Annotated in this window: 22 protein-coding genes; 11 read left to right on the top strand and 11 right to left on the bottom strand. The window is 75.8% G+C overall.

Annotation, left to right across the window (positions count from 1 at the left end; all coding sequences use genetic code 11):
* Positions 1–27: 27 nt before the first annotated feature.
* On the bottom strand, positions 28–690 hold the full coding sequence (locus BM414_RS22130) for a YqgE/AlgH family protein (RefSeq protein WP_093583026.1): 663 nt from the start codon (positions 688–690) through the stop codon (positions 28–30).
* Positions 691–753: 63 nt separating this feature from the next.
* Here BM414_RS22130 and BM414_RS22125 point away from each other — a divergent pair, with 63 nt between their 5' ends.
* The gene (locus BM414_RS22125; protein ID WP_093583024.1) at positions 754–2,040 is read left to right on the top strand and encodes an MFS transporter; all 1,287 of its coding nucleotides are present in this window, start codon (positions 754–756) and stop codon (positions 2,038–2,040) included.
* On the opposite strand, the gene BM414_RS22120 is transcribed toward BM414_RS22125, so the two are convergent.
* Positions 2,037–3,023: a matrixin family metalloprotease gene (locus tag BM414_RS22120; RefSeq protein WP_093583118.1), complete on the bottom strand. Its 987-nt coding sequence runs from the start codon at positions 3,021–3,023 to the stop codon at positions 2,037–2,039. The genes BM414_RS22125 and BM414_RS22120 overlap by 4 nt on opposite strands.
* A 207-nt stretch (positions 3,024–3,230) precedes the next feature.
* Positions 3,231–4,715 (bottom strand): CCA tRNA nucleotidyltransferase, encoded by a 1,485-nt coding sequence (locus BM414_RS22115; protein WP_245784901.1) that lies wholly within the window; start codon positions 4,713–4,715, stop codon positions 3,231–3,233.
* A gap of 42 nt (positions 4,716–4,757) precedes the next feature.
* Between BM414_RS22115 and BM414_RS22110 the strand changes: the two genes are divergently transcribed.
* From BM414_RS22110 to BM414_RS22070, 9 genes are all read left to right on the top strand, one after another.
* On the top strand, positions 4,758–5,234 hold the full coding sequence (locus BM414_RS22110) for an NUDIX hydrolase (RefSeq protein WP_093583022.1): 477 nt from the start codon (positions 4,758–4,760) through the stop codon (positions 5,232–5,234).
* A 67-nt stretch (positions 5,235–5,301) separates the two neighbouring features.
* On the top strand, positions 5,302–7,572 hold the full coding sequence (locus BM414_RS22105) for a DUF6049 family protein (RefSeq protein WP_093583020.1): 2,271 nt from the start codon (positions 5,302–5,304) through the stop codon (positions 7,570–7,572).
* Positions 7,545–9,683, top strand: coding sequence for a murein biosynthesis integral membrane protein MurJ (gene murJ / locus BM414_RS22100; protein ID WP_245784900.1), 2,139 nt, complete (start codon positions 7,545–7,547; stop codon positions 9,681–9,683). Before BM414_RS22105 ends, murJ begins: the two co-directional genes overlap by 28 nt.
* Positions 9,684–9,761: 78 nt before the next feature.
* Entirely contained in the window at positions 9,762–11,426 is a 1,665-nt protein-coding gene (locus BM414_RS22095; protein WP_093583018.1) for a protein kinase family protein, read from the top strand.
* A 66-nt stretch (positions 11,427–11,492) separates the two neighbouring features.
* Positions 11,493–12,503, top strand: a complete 1,011-nt coding sequence (gene trxB / locus BM414_RS22090) for a thioredoxin-disulfide reductase (protein WP_217644874.1) — start codon at positions 11,493–11,495, stop codon at positions 12,501–12,503.
* Positions 12,504–12,613: 110 nt separating this feature from the next.
* The gene (trxA, locus tag BM414_RS22085; RefSeq protein WP_093583016.1) at positions 12,614–12,940 is read left to right on the top strand and encodes a thioredoxin; all 327 of its coding nucleotides are present in this window, start codon (positions 12,614–12,616) and stop codon (positions 12,938–12,940) included.
* Positions 12,941–13,112: 172 nt separating this feature from the next.
* The gene (locus BM414_RS22080; protein ID WP_093583110.1) at positions 13,113–14,222 is read left to right on the top strand and encodes an N-acetylmuramoyl-L-alanine amidase; all 1,110 of its coding nucleotides are present in this window, start codon (positions 13,113–13,115) and stop codon (positions 14,220–14,222) included.
* Between the two features lie 104 nt (positions 14,223–14,326).
* A complete protein-coding gene (locus tag BM414_RS22075; protein WP_093583014.1) occupies positions 14,327–15,730 on the top strand; it encodes an aminotransferase-like domain-containing protein in 1,404 nt (467 codons plus the stop codon).
* Between the two features lie 5 nt (positions 15,731–15,735).
* Positions 15,736–16,728: a D-alanine--D-alanine ligase family protein gene (locus BM414_RS22070; RefSeq protein ID WP_093583012.1), complete on the top strand. Its 993-nt coding sequence runs from the start codon at positions 15,736–15,738 to the stop codon at positions 16,726–16,728.
* A 55-nt stretch (positions 16,729–16,783) separates the two neighbouring features.
* On the opposite strand, the gene BM414_RS22065 is transcribed toward BM414_RS22070, so the two are convergent.
* The 8 genes from BM414_RS22065 to rpmH form a co-directional block, all read right to left on the bottom strand.
* Positions 16,784–17,857 (bottom strand): ParB/RepB/Spo0J family partition protein, encoded by a 1,074-nt coding sequence (locus BM414_RS22065; protein ID WP_093583010.1) that lies wholly within the window; start codon positions 17,855–17,857, stop codon positions 16,784–16,786.
* Positions 17,854–18,996 (bottom strand): ParA family protein, encoded by a 1,143-nt coding sequence (locus BM414_RS22060; protein ID WP_093583008.1) that lies wholly within the window; start codon positions 18,994–18,996, stop codon positions 17,854–17,856. The genes BM414_RS22065 and BM414_RS22060 overlap by 4 nt, the downstream gene beginning before the upstream one ends.
* A 94-nt stretch (positions 18,997–19,090) precedes the next feature.
* Positions 19,091–19,747 carry a 16S rRNA (guanine(527)-N(7))-methyltransferase RsmG gene (gene rsmG, locus BM414_RS22055; RefSeq protein WP_093583006.1) on the bottom strand — a complete coding sequence of 219 codons (657 nt, stop codon included), beginning with the start codon at positions 19,745–19,747 and terminating at the stop codon, positions 19,091–19,093.
* The gene (locus BM414_RS22050; RefSeq protein WP_175551736.1) at positions 19,744–20,376 is read right to left on the bottom strand and encodes a Jag family protein; all 633 of its coding nucleotides are present in this window, start codon (positions 20,374–20,376) and stop codon (positions 19,744–19,746) included. Before BM414_RS22050 ends, rsmG begins: the two co-directional genes overlap by 4 nt.
* A gap of 134 nt (positions 20,377–20,510) precedes the next feature.
* Positions 20,511–21,683, bottom strand: coding sequence for a membrane protein insertase YidC (gene yidC, locus BM414_RS22045; RefSeq protein ID WP_175551735.1), 1,173 nt, complete (start codon positions 21,681–21,683; stop codon positions 20,511–20,513).
* A complete protein-coding gene (yidD, locus tag BM414_RS31885) occupies positions 21,676–22,095 on the bottom strand; it encodes a membrane protein insertion efficiency factor YidD (protein ID WP_425432367.1) in 420 nt (139 codons plus the stop codon). Before yidD ends, yidC begins: the two co-directional genes overlap by 8 nt.
* A complete protein-coding gene (rnpA, locus tag BM414_RS22035) occupies positions 22,092–22,502 on the bottom strand; it encodes a ribonuclease P protein component (RefSeq protein ID WP_093583002.1) in 411 nt (136 codons plus the stop codon). The genes yidD and rnpA overlap by 4 nt, the downstream gene beginning before the upstream one ends.
* Position 22,503: 1 nt before the next feature.
* Positions 22,504–22,641, bottom strand: a complete 138-nt coding sequence (rpmH, locus tag BM414_RS22030; RefSeq protein WP_040338882.1) for a 50S ribosomal protein L34 — start codon at positions 22,639–22,641, stop codon at positions 22,504–22,506.
* 716 nt (positions 22,642–23,357) lie between these two features.
* Between rpmH and dnaA the strand changes: the two genes are divergently transcribed.
* On the top strand, positions 23,358–25,130 hold the full coding sequence (gene dnaA / locus BM414_RS22025) for a chromosomal replication initiator protein DnaA (protein ID WP_093583000.1): 1,773 nt from the start codon (positions 23,358–23,360) through the stop codon (positions 25,128–25,130).
* Positions 25,131–25,296: the final 166 nt, after the last annotated feature.

Below are 25,296 nucleotides of genomic sequence, written 5' to 3'. Positions count from 1 at the left end.
AGTCCTCCTGCGGCGTGTCCGGATCACTCAGTTGGCGGACGGGTCCGCGGGCGCCGTCGACAGCACGGCCAGCCGGCCGGTCTGCCGGGCGAGCACCGCCCGCCACAGCTCCGGCCCGGACAGGTCGCTGAGCACGTCACCCGGGGTGCCCGGCACGCACGCCCAGGCGCCCTCGGCGACCTCGGCGGCCAGCTGGCCGGGGGACCAGCCCGCGTACCCGGCGAACACCCGCAGCCCGGCCAGGCCGCCGTCCAGGGCGTCGGGGTCGGCGTCGAGGTCGACGAGGTAGACGTCGCCGGCCACCCGCCGCAGCCCCGCGCCCTCGGCCGCGGCGCCGGGGCAGCTGGCCAGGCACAGCGCGGTGTCGGTCTCGCACGGGCCGCCGACGTGGAAGACCCCCGGCTCGACGGCGAGGTCGCACCAGCCGGGCAGCACGTCGCGGATCTCGACCTGGCTGGGCCGGCCGAGGACGACGCCGAGCGTGCCGGTGTCGTTGTGGTCGAGCACGTAGACGACGGTGCCGGCGAAGTTCGGGTCGGTGAGCGCGGGCATCGCGACCAGCAGCGAGCCCGGGCCGACGTCGTCGAGGGTGCCGGTCGACAGCCGGGGCACCGCCGCGCGACGTCGGCCCGCGACCGGCCGGATCGGCGGGCCGGACTCGGGATCGGGTGACGAGGGCACCGGAGTCATCCCGTCCAGTGTGCAACAGTCCGGGGCCCGGGGGAGGTCGAGCCCGCGCCGTAGGGTGACCCGGTGCAGCGGGCCGCTCCGACCGTGCGGCACCTGCTGTCCCGCCCTGACTTCCGGCGGCTGCTCCTCACCCGGCTGTCCGCGCAGGTCGGGGACGGGGTCTTCCAGGCCTCCCTCGCCGGGACCGTGCTGTTCAACCCACAGCGGGCGACCGATCCGCTCGCCGTCGCAGCCGGTTTCGCCGTCCTCCTGATGCCCTACTCGCTCCTCGGCCCGTTCGCCGGCGTCTGGCTGGACCGGTGGAGCCGGCGGCAGGTGCTCGTACACGCCGACCTGCTGCGCGCCGGGCTGGTCGCCGTCGTCGCGGCCCTGGTCCTCGGCGGAGCGGCCGGCCTGCCGCTGGCCGTCGCGGGGCTCGCGGTCTTCTCGGTGACCCGGTTCGTGCTGTCGGCGCTGTCGGCGGGGCTGCCGCACACCGCCGACGCCGGCACGCTGGTGACCGCCAACGCCCTGTCGACGACGTCCGGCGCGGTGGCCACCGTCGGCGGCGGCGGCGTCGCGGTGGGGCTGGTGCAGCTGGCACCGGCCGGGGACGCCGGCTACGCGGCCGTGGCGCTCTGCGCCGCGCTGCCCTACCTGGCGGCAGCCGCCACCGCCGCCGGCTTCGGCCGGACCGACCTGGGCCCGGACACCGCCACCCGCTCGGCCGGGCTGACGGCGCGGCAGGTCGTCGCCGGGATGGCCGAGGGCGTGCGGTCCGTGGCGGCGCACCCGCCGGCCGGGGCCGCGCTGCTGGCGATCGCCGGGCACCGGGTCTGCTACGGCCTGCTGACGCTGGTGTCGCTGCTGCTCTACCGCGGTCCCCTGCTCGAGGGGTCCGGGCCGCTGTTCCCCGGCGGACTGGTCGGCCTGGGCCAGGTCGTCGGCGCGGGCGCGGTGGGCACGCTGCTGGCGGCGCTGGTCACCCCGGCCGCGGTGCGCCGGCTGGGTCGCCGGCGGTGGACGGCGCTGCTGCTGGCGGGGGGCGGTGCGCTGCAACTGCTCCTGGGGCTGACCTTCTCGCCGCCGGGCGTCGTGGCGGCCGGGTTCGTGCTCGGCTTCGTCGCGCAGGGGGTGAAGGTCTGCGTCGACACCACGCTGCAGGAGTCCCTCGGCGACGACGTCCGCGGCCGGGTGTTCTCCGTCTACGACACCCTCGTCAACGTCACCTACGTCGCGGCGCTGGTGGCCGGTGCGCTGGTCCTGCCGGCCTCGGGCGTCTCGGTGCCGGTGCTGGTCGCCGTCGCGGCCGTGTACGCGCTGACCGCCGCCGCGTTCCTCCGCGGCAGCCGGCGGCCCGCGCAGGTCTAGAGGCCCGGCGCGCAGGCGCCGCGGCCGAGCTCCGCGAGCCCGGCGAGGTCGCCGGGGCCGAAGCCCTCCTGCCCCCGGTACTCCGGGTGCATCAGCTCCGCGGGGTCGTCGACGTGGTCGAGGCCGAGCACGTGGGCGAACTCGTGCATGAGGATCGCCCGGATCGCCGCCCGCCCCTCGGCCGACCCCGCGACGGTGTCGGTCCAGCCGGTGTCGACGGCGACCGCCCCGGTGACGTAGACCCACGTCGCGCCGGCCGCTGCGGCCTGGCTCCCGCCGACGCCGGCGACGGTGCCCTCCAGGGCCGGGACCTCGTCGGGCGTCGCCCAGGTGAGCAGCACCGGCGCCCAGCGGTCGCCGTACCGGCCGGGCTGGAACGGCGCCCGGTCCTGCGACCACGCCTCGTCGGTGGTGCCGTCGAAGACGAACCGGAGTCCGGTGGCCGCCGACAGCCGGGACAACGCCTCCTCGGCCAGGCCGGTCGCGCCCGGTGGCGCGCCGTCGGGCCGCATGACCCAGTGGACCGGCCGGCAGGGGTCGTAGGCGACCGGGACGGCGTCGTCGGTGGACTGGTGCTCGACGAAGGCGTACGTCCCGGTGGCGGAGGCCGCCGCCGGCGTGCCCAGCGGTGCGTCCGCCGCCTCGTGGCCGGGCGTGGGCCGGTCCGCCGTCGCGCCGACCCCGGGGGCCGGAACGTCGGGGGAGGTGGACGCGGAGCCGGCCTCCCAGGGCCACGGGCGCGGGCCGGCCAGGACGGCCGCCCCGAGGGGGAGCACCAGGACCAGGGCGACCGACAGCACCCCGCGGACGGCGGGCGACCAGAGGCGCGGCGGCTGCGGGGGACCGCCCTCCCACGCGCGCCGGGGCGCGGGGTCCACGGCGCGGCCGGTGGCCTCGTCGAGCACCCACCGCGGCACCCGGCCGGTGGGCGAGGCGGGAGCGGTGGGTGAGGCCGGGAGGGCCGGCGGGAGCGGCGGCGGCACGGGGGGCCGCCACTGCCCGGGCGGCAGCTCCGACGGCCACGGCGGCCGTCCGCCGCGCTGCTGCTGTCCCGCCCCGTGCACCCGTCGCCCCGTCCCGTGGTCCGGCCGTCCGTCCTACCGGCGGACGGGGAGCCGGGGCAGGGGCCGGGCGGGCGGTGCCACCCGCGCGGGTGAGCCGGGCGCGGGTGAGCCGGGCGCGCGGGGGAGTCAGACGCGCGCGGCCCACCAGGCGCGCAGCTCGGCCTCGGCCTCGTCGCGGTCGAGGGGGCCGCGCTCGAGCCGGAGGTCCTTGAGGAACCGCCAGGCCTCGCCGACCTCGCGGCCGGGCGGGAGGCCGAGGATCTCCATGATCGCGTTGCCGTCGAGGTCGGGCCGGACCCGCGCGAGGTCCTCGGCCTCCGACAGCTCCGCGATCCGCTGCTCGAGGGAGTCGTAGGTGGCCGACAGCGCCGCGGCCCGCCGCCGGTTGCGCGTGGTGCAGTCCGAGCGGACCAGCTTGTGCAGCCGGGACAACAGGTCGCCCGCGTCGGTGACGTAGCGGCGCACCGCCGAGTCGGTCCACTCGCCGCGGCCGTACCCGTGGAACCGCAGGTGCAGGAAGGTCAGTCGCGCGACCGCCTCCACGACGTCCTTCGGGTAGCGCAGCGCCGTCAGCCGCTTGCGCACGAGCTTGGCGCCGACCACCTCGTGGTGGTGGAAGGAGACCCGGCCGCGGGGCTCGTGCCGGCGGGTGGCCGGCTTGCCGATGTCGTGCAGCAGCGCCGCCAGCCGCAGCACCAGGTCCGGCGACGGGGCGTCCGGGTCGGCGCGCTCCAGCGCGATCGCCTGGTCCAGCACGGTTAGCGAGTGGCTGTAGACGTCCTTGTGCTGGTGGTGCTCGTCGATCTCCATGCGCAGCGCCGGCAGCTCGGGCAGGACGACGTCGGCCAGGCCGGTGGAGACGAACAGCTCCAGCGCCGCCCGGGGGGAGTCCTGCAGCAGCGTCTTCGACAGCTCAGCCTGCACCCGCTCCGGCGTGATGCGGGCCAGCTCGCCGGACATCGCGGTCATGGCCCCGACCACCTCGTCGGCCGGCGTGAGACCGAGCTGGGCGACGAAGCGGACCGCCCGCAGCATCCGCAGCGGGTCGTCGGCGAAGGAGTCCGCGGCCGCTCCGGGCGTCCGCAGCCGGCGGGCGAGCAGGTCGCCGAGACCGCCGAACGGGTCGGTGACCGTGCGGTCGGGACCCAGCGACACCGCCATGGCGTTCACCGTGAAGTCCCGGCGGGCCAGGTCGTCGACGAGCGAGTCGCCCCACGCCACCTCGGGGTTGCGCGACTCCCGGTCGTAGCGGTCGGCGCGGAAGGTGGTGATCTCCAGCCGGGTGCCGCGGACCTCGGCGCCGACGGTGCCGAAGGCGATGCCCTGGTTCCACGTGGAACCCGCCCAGCCGCGCAGGAGCCCGAGCACCTGTTCCGGCCGGGCGTCGGTGGTGACGTCGAGGTCGCCGGCCGGCGCCGCCGCCTCGGTGCCCGCGGCCAGCAGCGCGTCGCGCACCGAGCCGCCCACCAGGTGCGCCTCGAACCCGGCGGCGGCGAAGCGCCCGCCCAGCTCCACGAGCACCGGGGAGACGTCCACCAGCTCCCGCACGGTCTGCTGTACCGCCGGCGGGACTGCCCCGACGGCCGGGCGACTCTGCGGCTCTCCGGACACGACGAGCCAGGGTAGTGGCGCGGCTCGCGCTACCCTCCTCGCATGGCAGGGACGGGCGGACGAGGGCGTCCCGGTCGCCGTCTGCGCCGGGTCGACGAGACCTCCGCGGGGGGCCTGGTCGTCGCCGACGACCCCCTCACCGGTCCTCGCGCCGCGCTCATCGGGCGCACCGACCGGCGCGGCCGGCTGCTGTGGTCCCTGCCCAAGGGCCACATCGAGGAGGGCGAGACCCCGGAGGACACCGCCGTCCGGGAGGTCGCCGAGGAGACCGGGATCATCGGTGAGGTGCTGGCCCCGCTCGGGATCATCGACTTCTGGTTCGTCGCCGAGGGCCGTCGCGTGCACAAGACGGTGCACCACTTCCTGCTGCGCGCCATCGGTGGCGCCCTGTCCGACGCCGACGTCGAGGTGACCGAGGTCGCCTGGGTCCCCCTCGACGAGCTGGCCGGCCGGCTGGCCTACGCCGACGAGCGGGCGCTGGTCGAGCGGGCGCCCGCACTGCTCGCCGACAGTGCGTGACCCGGACCCCGAGGTCCGTCCCAGGCAGAGTCCCCCGCACCCCGGGGCCGGCCGGCACGGGAGGACGGTGAACCGCGTCCTGACGGCGGCGTTGCTGGCCCTCCCGCTGGCCGCCGCGCCCGTCCTCGCGTCGGTCGTGGCCCCCGTGTCCCCCGCGGCGGCGGCACCGGCCGCGCCCGCACCGGCCGCCGAGCGCCCGGTCACCGTCGACCTCACCCGCTTCGACCCGCGCACGGTCGCCCCCGGCGGCACGGTGACCCTGGCCGGCACCCTCACCAACACCGGCAGCGAGACGCTGACCGACCTCGGCATCCGCCTGCAGCGCAGCGGGGTCGTCACCACCCGGGCCGACCTGCTCGCCACCGACGCCGACGCCGACCTCGCCACCGTGGTCGGCACGCCCTTCTCCCCGCTGCCGGGAGCGCTCGCGCCCGGGGACACCCTCCCGTTCACCGTCACCGCGACCACCGCCGACCTGGCCCTGGGCGGCGACGGCGTCTACCCGCTGCTGCTCAACCTCAACGGCACCGGCGCCGACGGCGGGCAGCGCCGGGTGGGCGAGATCCGCACACACCTGGTGCAGCAGACCGCGCCTCCGGCCACGGCCACGGCCGTCGCCTGGCTGTGGCCCCTGACCGAGCGCAGCCACCGCGACGCCGCCGGCGACTTCACCGACGACGGGCTGGCCGGTGCGGTGTCCGAGGGCGGCCGGCTCGACCGTGCGCTGGCCGTGGTCGAGCGGCTGCCGGCGGTGCTGGCGCCCGGCGCCCCCGAGCCGACCCCGGTCGCCCCGGTGACCCTCGCCGTCGACCCGGCGCTGGTCGAGGAGCTCTCGGTCATGGCCGAGGGCCCCTACGACGTGGCCGGCGAGGAGGGCGCGGGCACCGGCACCGAGGCCGCCGGCGCGTGGCTGGAGCGGCTGCGGGCCGCGGCCGCCGACCACCCCGTCGTCGCCCTGCCCTACGGCGACGTCGACGCCGACGCGCTGCAGGCCACCGGGCTGACGGACGCGCTCACCCGCTCGCTGCCCGACGCCCCGACCGGCGGGGACGGCACCGACGGGGACCCCGGCGCCACGGACGTGCGGCCCGCCGCCACCGACGCCTCACCGGGACCGGCCGGCGCCGCGCTGCTCACCGACGTCCTCGGGGTCGCGCCGCGGACCGACCTCGCCTGGGCGCCCGGCGGGGCCCTGCGGCCCGACACGCTGACCACGCTGCGCGCCGGTGGGGTCGAGCAGGTGGTGGTCGCCTCCACGGCGCTGAGCGTCGGGGACGCCGTGCTCGGCGTCCCCGACGGCGGCGCCGCCGCGCGGGCGACCGTGCCCGCCGGCGACGGCCCGGTCGAGGCGCTGGTGGTCGACGCCGGGCTGTCCTCCGTCGTCGACACGGCGGACACCGCCGAGGGCGGGCCGCGGGTCGCCGAGCAGCGCTACCTCGCCGAGCTGGTGCTGGTCTCGCAGCAGGCGGGGACCGACCCCGCTGGCCAGAGCGTCCTGGTCGCCCCCGGCCGCGACGTCGACCCCGATCCCGAGGCGGTCGCCGCGATGATCGCCGACACGGCGCTGCCCGGCCTGCGCCCGGCCTCGCTGACCGACCTGGCCTCGGGCCCGGTCGCCGACGCCGGTACGCCGCTGGACCAGGCCGGGGCCGGGCTGCCCGACCCCTCCGGCCTCGGCGAGCTCGCCACCGCCGCCGGCCTGCGCGACGACCTGGCCGGCGCCGTCGTCGGCGAGGACCCGGCGACGGCGCTGGCCTCCGTCGACGCCGCGCTGGCCCGGGTGGCCTCAGCGGCCTGGCGGGACGACCCGGCCGGCTTCCTGGCCGCCGCGCGGGACGTCCGGGAGACCGTCGGGGGGTTGCGGCACCGGGTGACCCTGGTGGCGCCGGCCGACGGCACCTACAGCCTGGCCTCCAGCGACGCGCCGCTGGTGCTCACCGTCCAGAACGACCTGCCCTTCGCCGTCCGGGTGCTGCCGCAGGTGCGCACCCGCGACAACGTCGGGCTGACCATCGGCGACCTCAGCGCGCAGGAACTGGCCCCCGGCCAGCGCACGACGCTGGAGGTCCCCACCCAGGTCCGCCAGTCGGGGCGCTTCGCCGTCACCGCCAGCCTGACCACCCCCGGCGGCGGGACCCTCGGCGACGACGTCGCCATCCAGGTCCGCAGCACCGCCTACGGGACGATCTCGCTGTCGATCACCATCGGCGCGGCCGTCCTGCTCGGGCTGCTCTTCCTCCGCCGCGGGGTCCTCTTCCTGCGCCGCCGCGGGCGGGCCGAGGAGGAGCTCCCCGACGGCGCCGGAGCCGCGTGGCCGCCCAGCCGGAGCCCGGTGTGACCGGCCGCCAGCGCAGCGACGAGGACGCCCCCGCCCGCGAGCCGGGGCAGCGCCCGCTGCCGCCGGTGCCCCCGGCGGTCGCGTCGGGGGACTCACCGTCGCGGCCGGCCCGCGAGCGCTCGCGGCCGCTGCCCCCGGCCCCGTACCCGGTGGCGCCGCCCCCCGGCTCGGACCTCACGGGTGCCGCGCCCCGCCGTCCCATGCCGCCGGTACCGCCCCCGGCCCGGCCGCGGCCGCCCGCCACCCCCGCGGCGACCCCAGCAGTGCCCCCGGCAGCGCCCTCAGCGGTGTCCGCGGCCACCCCCCCGGCCGCGGCCACCCCCCCGGCCGCGGCCGCGCGGCCGGCGCCCCGGCCGCTGCCGCCGGTCCCCCCGCCGGCCCGGCGCCGGTTCATCCCGGCCGACGAGACGCAGGTCATCCCGATCCTGCAGCTGCCGCCGGTCCCGCAGGCGCCCGAGGGGGAGACCGAGGAGGAGGCGCAGGAGCGCGAGGGCGCCCCGGGCGGCAGCCGCGGGATCCTGCGGGCCGCCGGGACGATGGCGGTGGCCACGCTGGTCTCCCGCGTGACCGGCCTGCTGCGCACGATGGTGCTGGCCGCGGCGCTGGGCGTCGGGCTGGTCAACGACGCCTACAACACCGCGAACACGCTGCCCAACATCGTCTACGAGCTGCTACTCGGCGGCGTCCTGACCTCGGTCATCGTGCCGCTGCTCGTGCACGCCCAGGAGCGCGACCGCGACGGCGGCGTCGGCTACGCGCAGCGGCTGTCCACGGTGGCCATCGCCGGGCTCGTGGTGGTCACCGCCGTCGCCGTCGCCGTGGCTCCGCTGCTCACGGCCCTCTACGGCATCCAGGGCGACCCCGAGCAGGTGCGGCTGGCCAACTGGCTGGCCCGGATCCTGCTGGTGGAGATCGTCTTCTACGGCGTCGGTGCGCTGGCGCAGGCGATCCTCAACAGCCGCGGCGTCTTCGGCCCGCCGGCGTGGGCGCCGGTGCTCAACAACGTCGTGGTCATCGCCACCGGCGTGCTGTTCGTGATGGCCAGCGGGCCCGGCAGCCTCGTCCCGGCCGCCGTCACCCCCGGTCAGGTCTGGCTGCTCGGCGGCGGCACGCTGCTCGGCATCGCCGTCCAGGCGCTGGTCCTCGTGCCGCTGCTGCACCGGGCCGGCGTCCCGCTGCGGCCCCGCTGGAGCCTGCGCCGGACCGGCCTGCGCGAGGCCGGCGGGCTGGGGCTGTGGGTGGTCCTCTACGTGGCGGTCAGCCAGATCGGCGTCATCGTGGCCACCCGCGTGGCCAACGCGGCCACCCGCGAGGGCGGCCTGGGCTCGAGCGCGTTCGCCTACGGCAGCCTGCTGTTCCAGATGCCCTACGGGATCATCGGTGTCGCGCTGCTCACCGCCCTGATGCCGCGGATGAGCCGCGCCGCCGCCCGGCACGACGTCCCCGGCGTGGTCCAGGACCTCGCGCTCGGGACCCGGCTGTCCGCGCTCGGGCTGCTGCCGGTGGCCGCCGCGCTGACCGTCGTCGGCCCGGCACTGGGGATCGTGGCCTTCGCCCGCGGCAACACCTCCGTCGAGGACGCCCGGGGGATCGGCGAGGCACTGGCCGTCGGCGCCTTCGGCCTGCTGCCGATGGCGGTCACGCTCCTGCAGCTGCGGGTCTTCTACGCCATGAAGGACGCCCGGACGCCGACGCTGATCCAGGTCGGCATGGTCGTGGTCCGCGTCCCGCTGCTGCTGCTGGTCCCGGTGCTGGTCGAGCCCCGCCACGTCGTCGCCGGGCTCATGCTGGCCACGAGCCTCACCTACCTCGCCGGCTGGGTGCTCGGGCACCTCGCCCTGCGGCGGCACCTCACCGGCGAGCGGGGCGGCGGCGCGCTCGGCCCGGTGCTGCGCATGGTGGTGGCCGCCGCCGTCGCCGCGGGTCTGGGCTGGGTCGTCGTCCGCGTGACCGACGACGCCCTGGGATCGTCCGTGGCGGGCTCGCTCGGGACCCTGTTGATCGGTACCGTGGTCGTCGGCGTCACGGCCCTCGCCGGGTTCGTGCTCGCCCGCATCCCGGAGCTCCGGGGACCCCTCGCCGCCGTCCGCGCGCGGCTGGGCCGCGGGTGAGCCGCGGGCTCGCGGGCACGGGCGCCGTCCTCGGGGCAGCGCGCCGCCGGGGGAGAGGACAGGGGGTCGGACGCGTCCATGACGGCCACGATCACCGGCCTCCCCGACCGGTACCGCCCGCTGGACGAGGTCGGCCCCGAGGAACGCACCGACACCGGCGTCATCCACTGCTGGCGCGCCAAGGACCGGATCCTCAACCGTGACGTCGCCATCCGCGTGCACGTGCCCGGTGGCCCCGCGGCGCGCGGCTGGATCACCCGCGCGCTGACCGCCGGCGGGCTCGCGACCCCCGCGCTGGCGATGGTCTACGACGCCTCCGAGGGCAACGGCGGCGAGAGCGGCGTCGCCTACGTCGTCAACGAGTGGATCGAGGGCCGGACCCTCGCCGAGCGGCTGGACTCCGGGCCGATGGGCGAGCGGGAGGCCCGCACCGTCCTGCGCCGGCTGGCCGAGGGCGTCGCCGAGGCGCACCGGGTCGGCCTCGCCGTCGGCGGGCTGAGCCCCGAGACCGTCGTCCTGCGGCCCAACGGGCTGGTCGGCCTGCGCGCCGTCCCCGCCGCCACGGGCACCGTCCAGGAGGACATCGCGGCACTGGGCGCGCTGCTCGAGTACTGCCTCACCGGCCGGCGGGCCGGTGTCCCCGGTCCCGACGGCGTCCCCGGCCACCCGCCGGTCATCGGGGCGCCCGACCTGGCCGCGCTCGTCCGCCGCGCCCGCTCCTCCGAGCCCGGTGCGCGGCTGGCCAGTGCCGCCGCGATGGCCGCCCTGCTCGCCGAGCGCCCGCGGTCGCACGGCTCCGTCCCGGTCCGCAGCGGCGACGAGAGCGACAGCGGCTGGCTGCGCCGGCTGCGCGACCACCGCGAGGCCGACCGGGAGGCCGACCGCGAGACCGACCGGGACGCCAGGCAGGCCGCCGCGGTCGCCGAGGTCCCCGACGACGACCCGCAGCGGCTCGACCCGCACACGCTGCCGCCGGTGCCCCCCGGCCGCGCGCGCGGGCTCCCGCCCGTGTCGGCAGAGCCCGCGTACGACGACGCCGACGTCCACGACGTGTTCGGGGACGCCGCCGACGGCTACGACGAGGACGAGGTGGACCGCCCCGGCCGCCGCCGGCTGATGGTGGGCGGCCTGCTGCTGGCCGCGGTCGTCCTCGTCGTGCTGCTGGCCTGGTGGGTCGGCACCAACCTGCTGTCGGTCGCCGGCGACGTCGACGAGCGGCCCGGCACCGCGCCGCCCGCCGGGACGAGCAGCGCTCCCCCCGCCGAGGACGGCGCCGCGCCCTCCTCCGCCGCCGGCCCACTGGTCGGCATCACCGGCGCCTCGGTGTTCGACCCCTTCGGCGACGGCGAGCCGGAGAACGACGACGAGGTCCCCGCGACCTATGACGGCGACCCGGCCAGCACCTGGTCGACGCTGAACTACCGGGGCTCGGCCGACTTCGGCAACCTCAAGCCCGGCGTCGGGATCGTCTACGACCTCGGCTCCGACCAGGCGGTCGGCGGCATCACGTTGACGACCACCACGCCCGGCATCGCGGTCGAGGTCCGCACCGGCGGCGCCCCCGACGGCGACCTCGACTCCTTCGCCGTCGCCACCTCGGGCAGCGTCGACGGGACCACCGACCTCGCCTTCGAGGAGCCGGTCACCGCGCGCTACGTGCTGGTGTGGGTCACCGGCCTCGTGCCCGCCGAGGACGGCTTCGCCGCCACCCTCGCCGAGGTCGGCGTCACCCCTGCCACCTGAGGGTGAGCCGCACGTCAGCGGCCTGCCGGCGGGAATCCCGCCCTACGATGCGTCGTTGTGCCGCGCGTGACCGATCCCCAGCCCACCCCCGGCCCCGCGACGACCACCGAGGTCCACTCGCCCGTGATCCCGCCCGCGGAGCACGACGGCGTCCGTGACCTGGTCATCATCGGATCGGGTCCCGCCGGGTACACCGCGGCCGTCTACGCCGCCCGGGCCAACCTGCACCCGCTGGTCTTCGAGGGCTCCCAGTTCGGCGGCGCCCTGATGACCACCACCGAGGTGGAGAACTTCCCCGGCTTCGCCGAGGGCATCCAGGGCCCCCAGCTGATGATGGACATGCGCCAGCAGGCCGAGCGCTTCGGCGCCGAGCTGGTCGCCCGCGACGTCACCGAGGTCGACCTCACGGCCACGCCCAAGGTGGTCAAGGTCGGTGACGAGGTGACCCTCGCGCACGCGGTCATCGTCGCCACCGGCTCGAAGTACCGGTACCTCGGCCTGGACAACGAGCAGCGCCTGCTCGGTCGCGGCGTCTCCGCCTGCGCCACCTGCGACGGCTTCTTCTTCCGCGACCAGGACATCGTCGTGGTCGGCGGCGGCGACTCGGCGATGGAGGAGGCCACCTTCCTCACCCGCTTCGCCAAGACGGTGACCGTGGTGCACCGGCGCGAGGAGCTGCGCGCCTCGAAGATCATGCAGAAGCGCGCGCAGGACAACGAGAAGATCCGCTGGGCGCTCGGCAAGCAGGTCACCGACGTCATCGGTGACCAGACCGTCGCCGCCGTGCAGCTGACCGACGTCGCCACCGGCATCACCGAGGAGCTCCCGGTCTCGGGCCTGTTCGTCGCCATCGGCCACGACCCGCGCAGCGAGATGTTCGCCGGGCAGCTCAAGCTCGACGACGAGGGCTACGTGCAGGTCGAGCACCCCAGCACCCGCACCAACATCGACGGCGTCTTCGCCTGCGGCGACGTGGTGGACCACGTCTACCGCCAGGCGATCACCTCGGCCGGCACCGGTGCCGCCGCCGCCATCGACGCCGAGCGCTGGCTCGCCGAGACCTTCGACGAGCGCTGAGTCGACCACCGGGCCGGGGTACCGGCCCCGGGCATAGCGCGCCCCCTCCGCGGGTTGTCACCCCCGGAAGCCCACTTCCAGACCTCGAACGCGACACAGGGAGAACGACCATGGCAGGCAACACCGTGACGGTGACCGACGCGACCTTCGCCGACCAGGTGCTGGGCAGTGACAAGCCCGTCCTCGTCGACTTCTGGGCCGAGTGGTGCGGGCCGTGCAAGATGGTCGCCCCGGTGCTCGAGGAGATCGCGAAGGAGCACGGCGAGAAGCTGACGATCGCCAAGCTCAACATCGACGAGAACCCGCAGATCGCCCGCGACTACCAGGTCATGTCGATCCCGACGATGACCGTCTTCCAGGGCGGCAAGCCGGTCAAGAGCATCATCGGCGCCAAGCCGAAGGGCGCGATCCTCTCCGACCTGTCCGACTACCTCTGAGCCCTCGTCCTCCGGGACGGGCCGCAGACGGTCAGCGAGGGCCCGCTCGTCCACCCGGACGAGCGGGCCCTCGCCGTTCCGGGACACCTCCCGGGCCGGTCCGGGACACCCGGCTGGGCCGACAGCGGTCGCAGAGGCGACAATCGGGAGCACGATGGGTAGCGAGAGCGACATGCAGCCTCTGGGTCCGGGCAGCCACGGAGCCGCCGTCGCCGACGTCCAGGCGGCGCTGCGCAGCCTGGGCCTGCTCGAGCCGGGTTCCGACGGCGTCTACGACCGGGCCACCGAGCTCGCGGTCCGCCACTTCCAGCAGGTGCGCGGCCTGTCGGTGGACGGCCGGGTCGGCGAGGAGACCTACCGGGCGCTGTCGGAGGCGCGTTGGTCGCTGGGCGACCGGCTGCTGCACCACGACCCGGTGCGGCCCGCGCGCGGCGACGACGTCACCAACCTGCAGGAGCGGCTGCTCGAGCTCGGCTACGACGCAGGCCGCGCCGACGGCATCTTCGGCCGGGAGACCGAGACCGGCCTGCAGGCCTTCCAGCGCGACTACGGGCTCACCGCCGACGGCACCTGCGGCCCGGCGACGCTGCGGGCGCTGCGCCAGCTCGGCCGCAAGGTCACCGGCGGACGTCCCCAGCTGCTGCGGCAGAGCGCCTCGTTCGTCGAGAGCGGCCCGCACCTCATCGGCCGGCGCATCGTCGTCGACCCCGGGCACGGCGGCGCGGACACCGGCTTCGCCGCCGGTGAGACCACCGAGGCCGACCTCGTGCTCGACCTCGCCAGCCGCATCGAGGGCCGGCTGGCCGCCGCGGGCGCGACGGTCTACCTGACCCGCGGCCGCCACCAGGACCCGACGCCGGCCGAGCGCACCGCGTTCGCCAACGACGCCCGCGCCGACCTGTTCATCTCGCTGCACGTGGACGCCCAGGACTCCCCGCACGCCCGCGGGGTCGCCAGCTACTACTACGGCACCGGCTCCGGGACGTCGTCGACGGTGGGGGAGCGCTTCGCCGACCTCGCGCGGCGCGAGGTGGTGGCGCGGACCGGCATGCTCGACCTGGGCGGGCACCCCAAGACCTGGGACCTGCTGCGGATGACCCGGATGCCCGCGGTGCGCCTGGACGTCGGCTACCTGTCCCACCCGGTCGACCGGCTGCTGCTGCTCGACGCCCGCCTGCGCGGCACGGTGGCCTCGGCCGTCCTGGCCGCCGTCCAGCGGCTGTTCCTGCCCGCCGACGCCGACCCGCCCACCGGCACCTTCGTGCTGCCCCAGAGGGCGTGACCGGAGCGTGTGACGCGTGGGGCGCCTGGCGCCCCAGGTGTGACGGGTCCGTCTCACCGGACGTGTCGGGCGGGCGCGCCGCGGCGTCTCCCTACACTCGGTCCGTGGCCTCTCTCCCGCCGTCGCACGGCCAGCCGCACCGCACGCCGCCGCAGCAGCACGGGCACGTGGTGCCCCGCCATCCGCGGCTGGACCCGCTGGCCGACCGGTACGCAGCCCGCACGCACGGCATGAAGGCCTCGGAGATCCGGGCACTCTTCTCCGTCGTCAGCCGGCCCGAGGTCGTCTCGCTGGCCGGTGGCATGCCCGCCGTCACGGCGCTGCCGCTGGACGCTGTCGGCTCGATGATCGGCGAGCTGGTCAGCGGGATGGGCGCGCAGACGCTGCAGTACGGCTCGGGTCAGGGCGACCCCCGGCTGCGCGAGCGGATCTGCGACGTCATGGCGCTCGAGGGCATCACCGACGCCTCGCCCAGCGAGGTCGTGGTGACCGTCGGCTCCCAGCAGGGCCTGGACCTGGTCACCCGCGTCTTCGTCGACCCGGGCGACGTCATCCTCGCCGAGGGACCGTCCTACGTGGGCGCGCTCGGGGTCTTCCAGGCCGCCGAGGCCCGCGTGCGGCACGTGGCCATGGACGACGACGGCCTGGTCCCCGAGGCGCTGGAGCAGGCGCTCCTGGAGTGCCGGGCCAACGGCGACCGTGTGAAGTTCCTCTACACGGTGCCCAACTTCCACAACCCGGCCGGCGTGACGCTGTCGGAGCCGCGCCGCCAGGCGATCGTCGACATCGCCGACCGGTACGACCTGCTGGTCATCGAGGACAACCCGTACGGCCTGCTCGGCTTCGACCACGAGTCGATGCGCGCGCTGCGTGCCCGGGACGCCCAGCGGGTCATCTACCTCGGCTCGTTCTCGAAGACCTTCTCGCCGGGCCTGCGCGTGGGCTGGGTGCTCGCGCCGCTCGCCGTGCGCGAGAAGCTCGTGCTGGCCACCGAGGCACAGGTGCTCTGCCCGCCGTCGCTCACCCAGTACGCCGTCGCCCGGTACCTGGACACCCAGCCCTGGCGCGAGCAGATCAAGCTCTTCACCGAGCTCTACCGCGAGCGGCGGGACGCCACCCTGGAGTCCCTCGACGCGCTCATGCCCCCGGGCACCACCTGGACCCGCCCCGACGGCGGCTTCTACGTCTGGCTGAAGCTCCCCGCCGGCCTGGACAGCAAGCTGATGCAGCCGCGCGCGGTCGGCGCGCACGTCGCCTACGTGCCGGGCATCGGCTTCTACGCCGACGGGTCGGGCCGCGAGTACATGCGGCTGTCCTACTGCTACCCCGAGCCCGACCAGATCCGCGAGGGCGTGCGCCGCCTCGCCCGGGTCATCGAGGCCGAGCTGGACCTGCACTCCACCTTCGACGCGGTCGACACCGGCACCTTCCGCGCGGTCGGCCGATCCGACGGCACCGCTGCCGGGACCGTCGTCGGCCCCGCCAACAGCGACCGGATCGAGGACTGACGCCCGTGACCGAGCCCGCCCCCTCCCCGGTCGCCGACCGGCCCACCGAGGAGAACCCCCTGCGCGCCGTCGTCCTGGCCGGTGGCCTGACCTTCGAGCGCGAGGTCAGCCTCTCCTCGGGCACCCAGGTGGTCGAGGAGCTCGCCCGCGTCGGCGTGGACGCCGAGCTGCGCGACGCCGACGCGGAGCTGTTGCCGGGCCTGGCCGCCGCGCCGGCCGACGCGGTCTTCGTCGCCCTGCACGGCGCCACCGGTGAGGACGGCGCCCTGCGCGCGGTCCTGGACCTGGCCGGCGTCCCCTACGTCGGCTCCCCGGCCGCCGCCTGCCGGCTGGCCTGGGACAAGCCGGCCGCCAAGTCGGTCGTGCGCACCGCCGGTGTGACCACGCCGGACTGGGTGGCGCTGCCGCACAGCACCTTCCGCGAGCTCGGCGCCGGCGCGGTGCTCGACCTCATCGTCGCCCGGCTCGGGCTGCCGCTGATGGTCAAGCCCGCCTCCGGCGGCTCCGCGCTCGGCGCGCAGAAGGTCACCCGGGTCGAGGACCTGCCCGCCGCGATGGTCAGCTGCTTCGCCTACGGCGACACGGTGCTGGTCGAGCGGTTCGTCGACGGCGTCGAGGTGGCCCTGTCGGTGGTCGACCTGGGGGAGGGACCCGAGGCCCTGCCGGCGGTGGAGATCGAGCCGGAGTCCGGGGTCTTCGACTACACCGCCCGCTACACCCCGGGCCTGACCGAGTACCACGCGCCGGCCCGTCTGGCCGACGACGTCGCCGCCCGTGCGGCGGAGGTGGCGGTGCGGGTGCACGAGGTGCTGGGCCTGGCCGACCTGTCCCGCACCGACGCGATCGTCACGCCCGACGGCGAGGTGCACTTCCTCGAGGTGAACGTGTCCCCGGGACTGACCGAGACGTCGATGTTCCCCATGGCCGTGGAGGCCGCCGGTCACGACCTGGGTGAGGTCCTCGCCCGGCTGCTCACCCGCCGGGCCCGCACCGCCTGAGGTCCCCTCCACAGAGCCCGGGTTCCGTCCGTGACGGAACCCGGGCTCTGTGGTGTCAGACGTCGTCCGGCTCGTCCCGGCGACCGGTGATGTCCGGCGCCATCTGGCCGATGATGCGCTGCAGGTCGTCCACCGATCCGAACTCGACGACGATGCGCCCCTTGGCCCGGCCGATCTGGATCTTCACCTTGGTCTCGAAGACGTCGGACAGCCGGCCGGCGAGGTTTTCGACGCCGGGCGCGTTGAACCGGCGGCTGCGGCGGCGGGAGGCCGGCTGCTCGGCGGCGGCCAGCGCGACGGCCTCCTCGGTGGCTCGCACCGACAGCCCCTCGGCGACGATGCGCGCGGCCAGGGCCTCCTGCGCCTCGGCGTCGTCGAGACCCAGCAGCGCCCGCGCGTGCCCGGCGGAGATGACCCCGGCGGCGACCCGCGTCTGCACCTTCACCGGCAGCTTGAGCAGCCGGATGGTGTTGGTGACCTGCGAGCGGCTGCGCCCGATCCGCTGCGCCAACTCCTCGTGGGTGGCGCCGAACTCCTCGAGCAGCTGCTGGTAGGCCGCCGCCTCCTCCAGCGGGTTGAGCTGGACGCGGTGGATGTTCTCCAGCAGCGCGTCGCGCAGGAGGGCGTCGTCCTCGGTGTCCCGGACGATCGCCGGCACCGTCTCGAGCTCGGCGGCGCGGGCGGCCCGGAGCCGGCGCTCGCCCATGATGAGCTCGTAGCCGCCCTCGCCGCGCTCGCGGACGACGATCGGCTGCAGCAGGCCGAACTCGCGCACCGAGTAGGTGAGCTCCTCGAGCGCCTCGTCGTCGAACACCTGCCTCGGCTGGCGGGGGTTGGGGACGACGTCGGTGACGGAGACCTCGCGCAGCTGGGCGCCGGGGACGCCGACGGTTGCTCCACCGGCCGACGACACGGCCTGCGCGGCGACCGTGGCGGCGGCCTGGGCGGCCGGTGGGAGCAGCGTCACGGACGCCGACGGCGTCCCGGCCGTCCCAGGGGCCACGGGCGTCTCAGCGGCGTGTGCCGGGCCGCCGCCGTCGGTCTCGGGCAGCATCGGCTGCTCGACCGGCGGGGCGCTGGTGGGGATCAGCGCCGCCAGCCCCCGGCCGAGGCCGCCACGCTTGCTCATCGGGTCTCCTCGTCGACGGGGGTGGGAACGGGCAGGACGGCGGCGTCGGTACCGGCGAAGGCCCCGCTCGCGAGGGAGCTGTCCGTGCGCGAGCCGGTGGCCCGGCCCGTCTGCGGACGGATCGCCGGCATGGGAGCGGTCGCCGGCGGCAGCGGGGGAGGTGGCGGGCCCATCGGCCGTGGATCGGTCTCCGGCGCCAGGTGCACGCCCCGCTCGGCGAGCTCGCGGGCGGCCTCGACGTAGCTGGTCGAGCCCCGCGACCCCGGGTCGTAGGTGAGCACCGACTGGCCGTACCCCGGCGCCTCCGACACCCGGACGTTGCGCGGGATGACCGTCCGCAGCACCAGGTCGCCGAAGTGGCTGCGGACCTCCTCGGCGACCTGGTCGGCGAGCTTCGTCCTGCCGTCGTACATCGTCAGCAGGATGGTGCGGACGGCGATCCCCGGGTTGAGGTGTGCGCGCACCAGCTCGATGTTGTTGAGCAGCTGGCCCAGACCCTCCAGCGCGTAGTACTCGCACTGGATCGGGATGAGCACCTCGTCGCCGGCCACCAGCGCGTTGAGCGTGAGCAGCCCCAGCGACGGCGGGCAGTCGATGAGCACGTAGTGCGGCCGCTGGTCCTCGGGCAGGGCGTGGATGTGGCCCTCGATAGCCCGGCGCAGCCGGTACTCGCGCGCGACGACCGAGACGAGCTCGATCTCCGCGCCGGCCAGGTCGATCGTCGCCGGCACGCAGCGCAGGTTCGGGCTCGCCGTCGTCGGGTGGACGACGTCGGCCAGTGAGCTGTCCCCGACCAGGGCGTCGTAGATGGACGGCGTCCCCACCGTGTGCTCGACGCCGAGGGCGGTGCTCGTGTTGCCCTGCGGGTCGAGGTCGATGACCAGCGCCCGCAGGCCGTAGAGCGCGAGCGCCACGCCCAGGTTGACCGTCGAGGTGGTCTTCCCGACGCCGCCCTTCTGGTTGGCGACGGTGATGACCCGGATGCGGCCGGGTGGCGGGAACGGCTCCTGGTCGGCGGCGTGCAGCACCCGGGTGGCCCGCAGCGCCTCCATGGCGATGGGGCTGTCGAACTCCCCGGCGGAACCGGCCGGCGAGTCGGCCGCGAGACTGCTGCGCAGCCGCTGGCCCGGGTCGGTCATCGCGGGTCCTCCCTGCCGTCCCGTTTCACGTGGAACGGGGCGGGTGCCTGTGCGCGTTCCACGTGGAACGCCGTCGTCGCCGTGCGACGGGGCCTCACGATCGGCCCCGCGTCATCACCACCACGGTAGTGGCAGCCTCCCCCAGCCCCGCGCCGACAGCCCGAGGGTGCACGTCGCGCATCCCGGCGGCCTCCAGGTCCGGGAGCAGCGCCGGCAGCTCCTCCAGCGCACGGGCACCGACGAGGGCCACCAGCTGGGCACCCGGGCGGAGCAGTCCGCGGCACCAGCCCACCAGCCGGGGCAGCGCGGCGACGGCCCGGGCGGTGACGACGTCGACCGGCCCCACCGCGGTGACGACCGAGCGCTCCTCGGCACGGCCGCGGACGACCCGCCAGGCGGCGCCGAGCTCGCCGACGACCTCCTCGAGGAACTCGACCCGCCGGGCCATGGGCTCGACCAGCGTCATCCGCAGGTCGGGGCGGGCCAGCGCCAGGGGGATCCCCGGCAGGCCGGCCCCGCTGCCGACGTCCACCACCCGGGCACCCTCGGGCACCGCCTCGGCGACGGCGGCGCTGTTGAGCACGTGCCGCTCCCACAGCCGCGGGACCTCCCGCGGGCCGATCAGCCCGCGGGTGACGCCGTCGGAGGCGAGCCGCGCGACGTAGCGCTCGGCGCCGGGCAGCCCCTCCCCGAAGACGGAGGCCGCGACCTCCGGGGCGGGTGGGGCGGACGGGACGGGAGAGTCGCTCACCGCTCCGGCAGGACCACGACGCGCCGGTGGGGCTCCTCACCCTCCGACTCGCTGCGGACCCCGGTGACGCCGGCGATGACGTCGTGGACGACCTTGCGCTCGAAGGGGTTCATGGGCGCCAGCCGCTCGGCCTGCCCACCGCCGGCCACCCGGCGCGCGGCCTCGGCGGCCATGGCGGTCAGGTCCGCGCGGCGGCGGGCCCGGTAGCCGCCGACGTCGAGCATCAGCCGGCTGCGGACGCCCGTGGACTGGGCGACGGCGAGCCGGGTGAGCTCCTGCAGCGCCTCCAGCACCGCGCCGTCGGCGCCCACCAGGTCGTCGAGGTCACCGCCGACGATGGCCACCGACGCGCGGTCGCCCTCGACGTCGAGGTCGATGTCGCCGTCCACGTCGAGGATGTCGAGCAGCCGCTCGAGGTAGTCCCCGGCGACGTCGCCCTCGCGGACCAGCAGGTCCGTTCCGCCGGCCGCGGCCGCCCGGCCGTTGCCGGCGGCGCCGTCGGAGGTGCCGTCGGCAGGGGCCTCGTCGGTGGGCTCGAGCACGGCGTCGGCGCTGTCGTCGTCGGCGTCGGGCAGGTCGGGGGTCTCGGCCGGCGCGGTGGCGGCCGGGCTCTGGTTCGGGACGCTCACGGAGGTACCTCCAGTCGGTGCGGGCAGCCGGGGCGGGCCCGGTGGTCGGGGGCCGGGGGGCGCGCGGGAGCGCGGCGTCCTCCCGGCGGGTCCGCGGGCGACGGCGTCGCGGGGACGCCGGTGCGGACCCGGGTCTAGCGGCGCTTGCGCTTCCCGCCGGTGCCGGCGGGACGGCCGTGCGGCGCGCGGTTCGACGGCCGGGAGGAGCGGCTGGCGCCGCCGGGGCGACCGGACGCGGTCCCGCCGGACGCGGTCGCGCCGGACGCGGTCGCGCCGGTGCCGGGCGTACCGGTGCCGTCGGCGCCGACGCCGTCGGCAGCCGTACCGGCCGCTGCGGTGCCGTCAGGGACGCCGTCGACGGTGCCGCCGGCCGCGCCGTCCACCGTGCCGCCGTCCTTGGTCAGCGCCACGCCGCCGCTCGCGGGGCGGGGGCCCTTCGTGCGCACCGGCTTGGCGCCGGGCTTGGGCGCCAGGGCCTTCGGGTCGATCGCCGGCTTGTCGGTCGCGGCCTTCGCCGTGGCACCGGGCGACCCGGGCGGGGGCATCTTGCGGAGGATGAAGAACTGCTGGCCCAGCGTCCACAGGTTGTTGGTCATCCAGTACAGGAGGACGCCGATCGGGAAGAAGAAGCCGGTGACGAAGAGGCTGATCGGCATGCCGTAGAGCAGCAACTTCTGCACCATCGCGGCCTGGCCCTCGACCGGGCCGGATCGCGCCATGATCTGCTTCTGCGTGAAGAACGTCGTCGCGCACATGATCACCATGAGCACGAGCGCGACCACGCGGATGCCGCCCTCGGTGACGCCCGGCAGCGCGAGGATGTCGGTGGCCTTCTGCCCCGTCATGTTGAACGACGAGGAGATCGGCGCCCCGAACAACTCCGCGCGAGCGGCCTGGTCGGTGAGCTGGTCGTCCCAGCTGTAGAGCCCCTGGGCGTCCGGCCGCAGCCGGCGCAGGACGTGGAACAGCGAGAGGAAGACCGGGATCTGCGGGAGGATCGGCAGGCAGCCGGCCAGCGGGTTGACCCCGCGCTCCTTCTGCAGCGCCATCATCGCCTGGCTGAAGCCCTGACGGTCGGCGCCGTACTGCTTGCGCAGCTTCTGGATCTCCGGCTGGATCTCCTGCATCGCCCGCTGGCTCTTCACCTGCTTGACGAACAGCGGGAAGAGGATCAACCGGACGGTGACGACCAGGAAGACGATCGACAGGGCCCAGGTGATGCCGCCCGCGGGCGGCAGGAACGTCGAGAACACCGCGTGCCACTGCTTCATGACCCAGGCGATCGCGGTGTACAGCCAGTCAAGCAACGCCAGCCTCCTGCTGCGGGGTCCGGCGGGGAGCCGGCGGGGTCTCGGTGGCGGGACGACGGGCGCCGTCGGCGGCGGGCACCACGGCGGCCGGAGCCGCTGCGGGTCCTGCAGTCCTCGACGTGCGGCCGTCGCCGCCGGTTCCAGGGCGTCGCCGGTCCGCGCGGGGCGGCGGGACCGGGTCGTGGCCGCCGGGGTGCCAGGGCGCGCACTTCAGCAGCCGGACCAGCGCCAGCCAGGAGCCGCGGCCGGCGCCGTGGACGGCGACCGCCTCGGCGGCATAGGCACTGCAGGTCGGCGCGAAGCGGCAGCGCGGAGGCAGCGCGGGGCTGATGGCGCGGGAGTAGAAGCCGACGCCGGCCAGCAGCGCGCGCGCCAGCGGTCCGGGGCGCCGCTCCCCGCGGGTGCTCACGAGCGGGTCCGCGGGGCCGGGGGCCGGTCGCCGAGCACCCGGTCCAGGCCTGCGCTCAGGTCGCGGCGCAGCTGCTCCGACGTCGCCGTCGCCGCCTCGGGACGGGCCCGGACGACCAGGTCGGCGGTGTCGGGCAGCCGGCCGAGCTCCTCGCGGACGACGGCGCGCAGCCGCCGGGTCACGCGGTGGCGCACCACGGAGTTGCCGACCGCCCTGCCCACCACGAACCCGGCCCGGGGGCCGCCCGCCGCACCGTCCGCGGGTACGTCGAGACCCCCGGCCGTGCGGGCCGGGGGTCGGACGGGGAGGAAGTGGAGCACCATGGTCGGCCGACCTGCGCGCCGGCCCGACCGGACGACCGCGGTGAACTCCGGACGCCGGCGCAGGCGGGCCTGCGCGGGCAGCACCTCAGGCGGAGAGCTTCTCGCGGCCCTTGCGGCGGCGGCCGGCGAGGATCGCTCGGCCCGCGCGGGTGCGCATCCGCAGCCGGAAGCCGTGGGTCTTGGACCGGCGGCGGTTGTTCGGCTGGAAGGTGCGCTTGCTCACGGGGTACTCCTACGGCAGGACATCGGTGGTGCGGCCGGCCGGCGGGCAGGCACGCGGCGGGGCTCCGGGGAGGGGCGGCGGGCTCCTCCGCGGGACCCCGCGAGGCTGGTCGCTGCGGCCCGACCGGGGGGAACTGCCCGGACCGGTCCACAGACTCCGACCAGCATAACCGAGGTCCGTCAGGACCGAGGACGCCGTCGGCACCGTTCTGTGCACCCCGCTCCAGGCACACCCCTCCGGGCACCTCCCGCCGACGCCGGGACGACACGATACCGACCCGTCAGGCTGCACCGGCCGGGCGGACGCGCCGTGTCGGCACGCCGACGGATGGGGGACGACACGCCGAACGACACGCGGACCGGACGTCCCGAACGTCCCCGGACGTCGTTGCCGGGCTGTGGACGGGGCTGTTAGCGTCGCCGTCGCTCCGGTCCGGACAGTCCGTCCGGCCCGGGGGCCGACCACCCGGTCGACCTGACCGCCGTCCGCCTCGAGCCGTATCACGACCTCCCTCCCGACCAGCGAGGACGCCGGACCGTCCCGCGACAGCGGGTCGACAAGGCGCCCTGTCGCCAGTCGTGCACAGCCTGTGGACACTCGTGTGGATCCCGTGTGCCTGGATGTCCACATCCCGGACGACCGCGGCACGGGGACGCCGGCCACGGGGACACCGAGGTCGCGACAGCGGGGACGAGTTGCAAGGGGAGGACACGGTCATGGCCGATGCCACGGAGGACCTGGCGGAGGTCTGGGACTCGGTCCGCGAGCGGCTGGCCACCAGCCTGACCCGGCAGCAGAACGCGATGCTCAACCTCACCCGGCCGGTGGGGCTCGTCGGCGGTACCGCGGTCCTGGCCGCGCCCAACGAGTTCACCCAGACCGTGCTGGAGTCCCGGATGCGCCGGGTGCTCGCCGAGGCGCTCTCCGAGCAGCTGGGCCGTGACATCGGCGTGGCCATCCAGCTCGAGGACTCCCCGGCGTCGGCCGCGTCGGAGCCCGACCAGGCGCCCACCCGCCGCCCGTGGGCCCCGGTCGACGCCGGCCCTACCGACGAGGACCGCGAGCGGGCCGACGACGGACGCAGCGCCTTCGGTGTGCGCAGCGACGCCCGGCCGCTGGAGCGGGCGCCCTTCGAGCCGTCACCGTTCGAGTCCGGTCCCCGCTCGCCCTACGACACCCAGCGCCACGACGCGGTGCCGGCGGCCGCCGCCGAGCCGCCGGCACCCTCCGGTGACGGGGCGGGCGAGTGGCCCGGGACCGACTGGAGCCCGGCCAACCGCGGGCGCAGCGGCGGCCGGCGCCGCGGGGTCCCGGCCGGCGAGGGTGCCGAGGTGCTGCCCTTCGACCTCGGCGACGACGCCCCCGAGGAGTCCGCCCAGCGGCGCGGGAACACCGGCCGGACCGCGGGTGGGGCGGTGCCGCTGTTCGGCGACCGCCGTCCGCCGGCCGGCCTGGACCCGGGGCTGAACCCCAAGTACGTCTTCGACAGCTTCGTCATCGGCAACAGCAACCGCTTCGCCCACGCGGCGGCGGTCGCCGTCGCCGAGGCACCGGCGCGGGCCTACAACCCGCTGTTCGTCTACGGCGACTCCGGCCTGGGCAAGACCCACCTGCTGCACGCGATCGGGCACTACGCGGCGCGGATGTTCCCCAACGTGCGGGTGCGCTACGTCAGCACCGAGGAGTTCACCAACGAGTTCATCAACCTGGTGCACTCCGGCCGGGCCGAGGACTTCCGCCGCCGCTACCGGGACATCGACTTCCTGCTCATCGACGACATCCAGTTCCTGGAGCGCGCCGAGCGGACGCAGGAGGAGTTCTTCCACACCTTCAACACGCTCCACAACGCCAGCAAGCAGATCGTCATCACCTCCGACCGGGCGCCGAAGAAGCTGACGACCCTCGAGGACCGGCTGCGCACGCGGTTCGAGTGGGGACTGATCACCGACGTCCAGGCCCCGGACCTCGAGACCCGCATCGCGATCCTGCGGAAGAAGGCCTACGGTGAGCGGCTGCAGGTGCCCGACGCGGTGCTGGAGTTCATCGCGAGCAAGGTGCAGACCAACATCCGCGAGCTCGAGGGCGCGCTGATCCGGGTGACCGCCTTCGCCAGCCTGAACAAGCAGCAGGTCGACCTGCCGCTGGCCGAGCTGGTGCTCAAGGACCTGATCAGCGACGAGCAGGGCCCGCAGATCACCGCGGCGATCATCATGGCCGCGACCGCGGAGTACTTCTCCGTGACGATGGAGGAGCTGCAGGGCGCCAACCGCAGCCGCACGCTGGTCAACGCCCGCCAGATCGCCATGTACCTGTGCCGGGAGCTCACCGAGCTGTCCCTGCCGCGGATCGGCGCCTCCTTCGGCGGCAAGGACCACACCACGGTCATGCACGCGGTCAAGAAGATCACCAACCTGATGAGCGAGCGCCGGGCCACCTACACGCAGGTCACCGAGCTGACCGCGCGCATCAAGAGCCGGGCCCGCCAGTAGCGCCCACCGGCAGCACCGCCGGCGTGTGGACGCCGCGCCCGCTGTCCACAGCCGTGGACGTCGACGGCGGCCGGTCGTACCCGGGTCGTGGCCCGTCGTCGCGCGGCTGACCGGCGGTCACCTGACTCCGTGTCGTCGACATCCCGCCGAGTTGTCCCCAGGGATG

It is taken from the genome of Geodermatophilus amargosae, assembly GCF_900116515.1.
Classification (GTDB): domain Bacteria; phylum Actinomycetota; class Actinomycetes; order Mycobacteriales; family Geodermatophilaceae; genus Geodermatophilus; species Geodermatophilus amargosae.
Note: the sequence above shows the minus strand (reverse complement) of the source record. Positions and strands in the feature narration are given on the sequence as shown.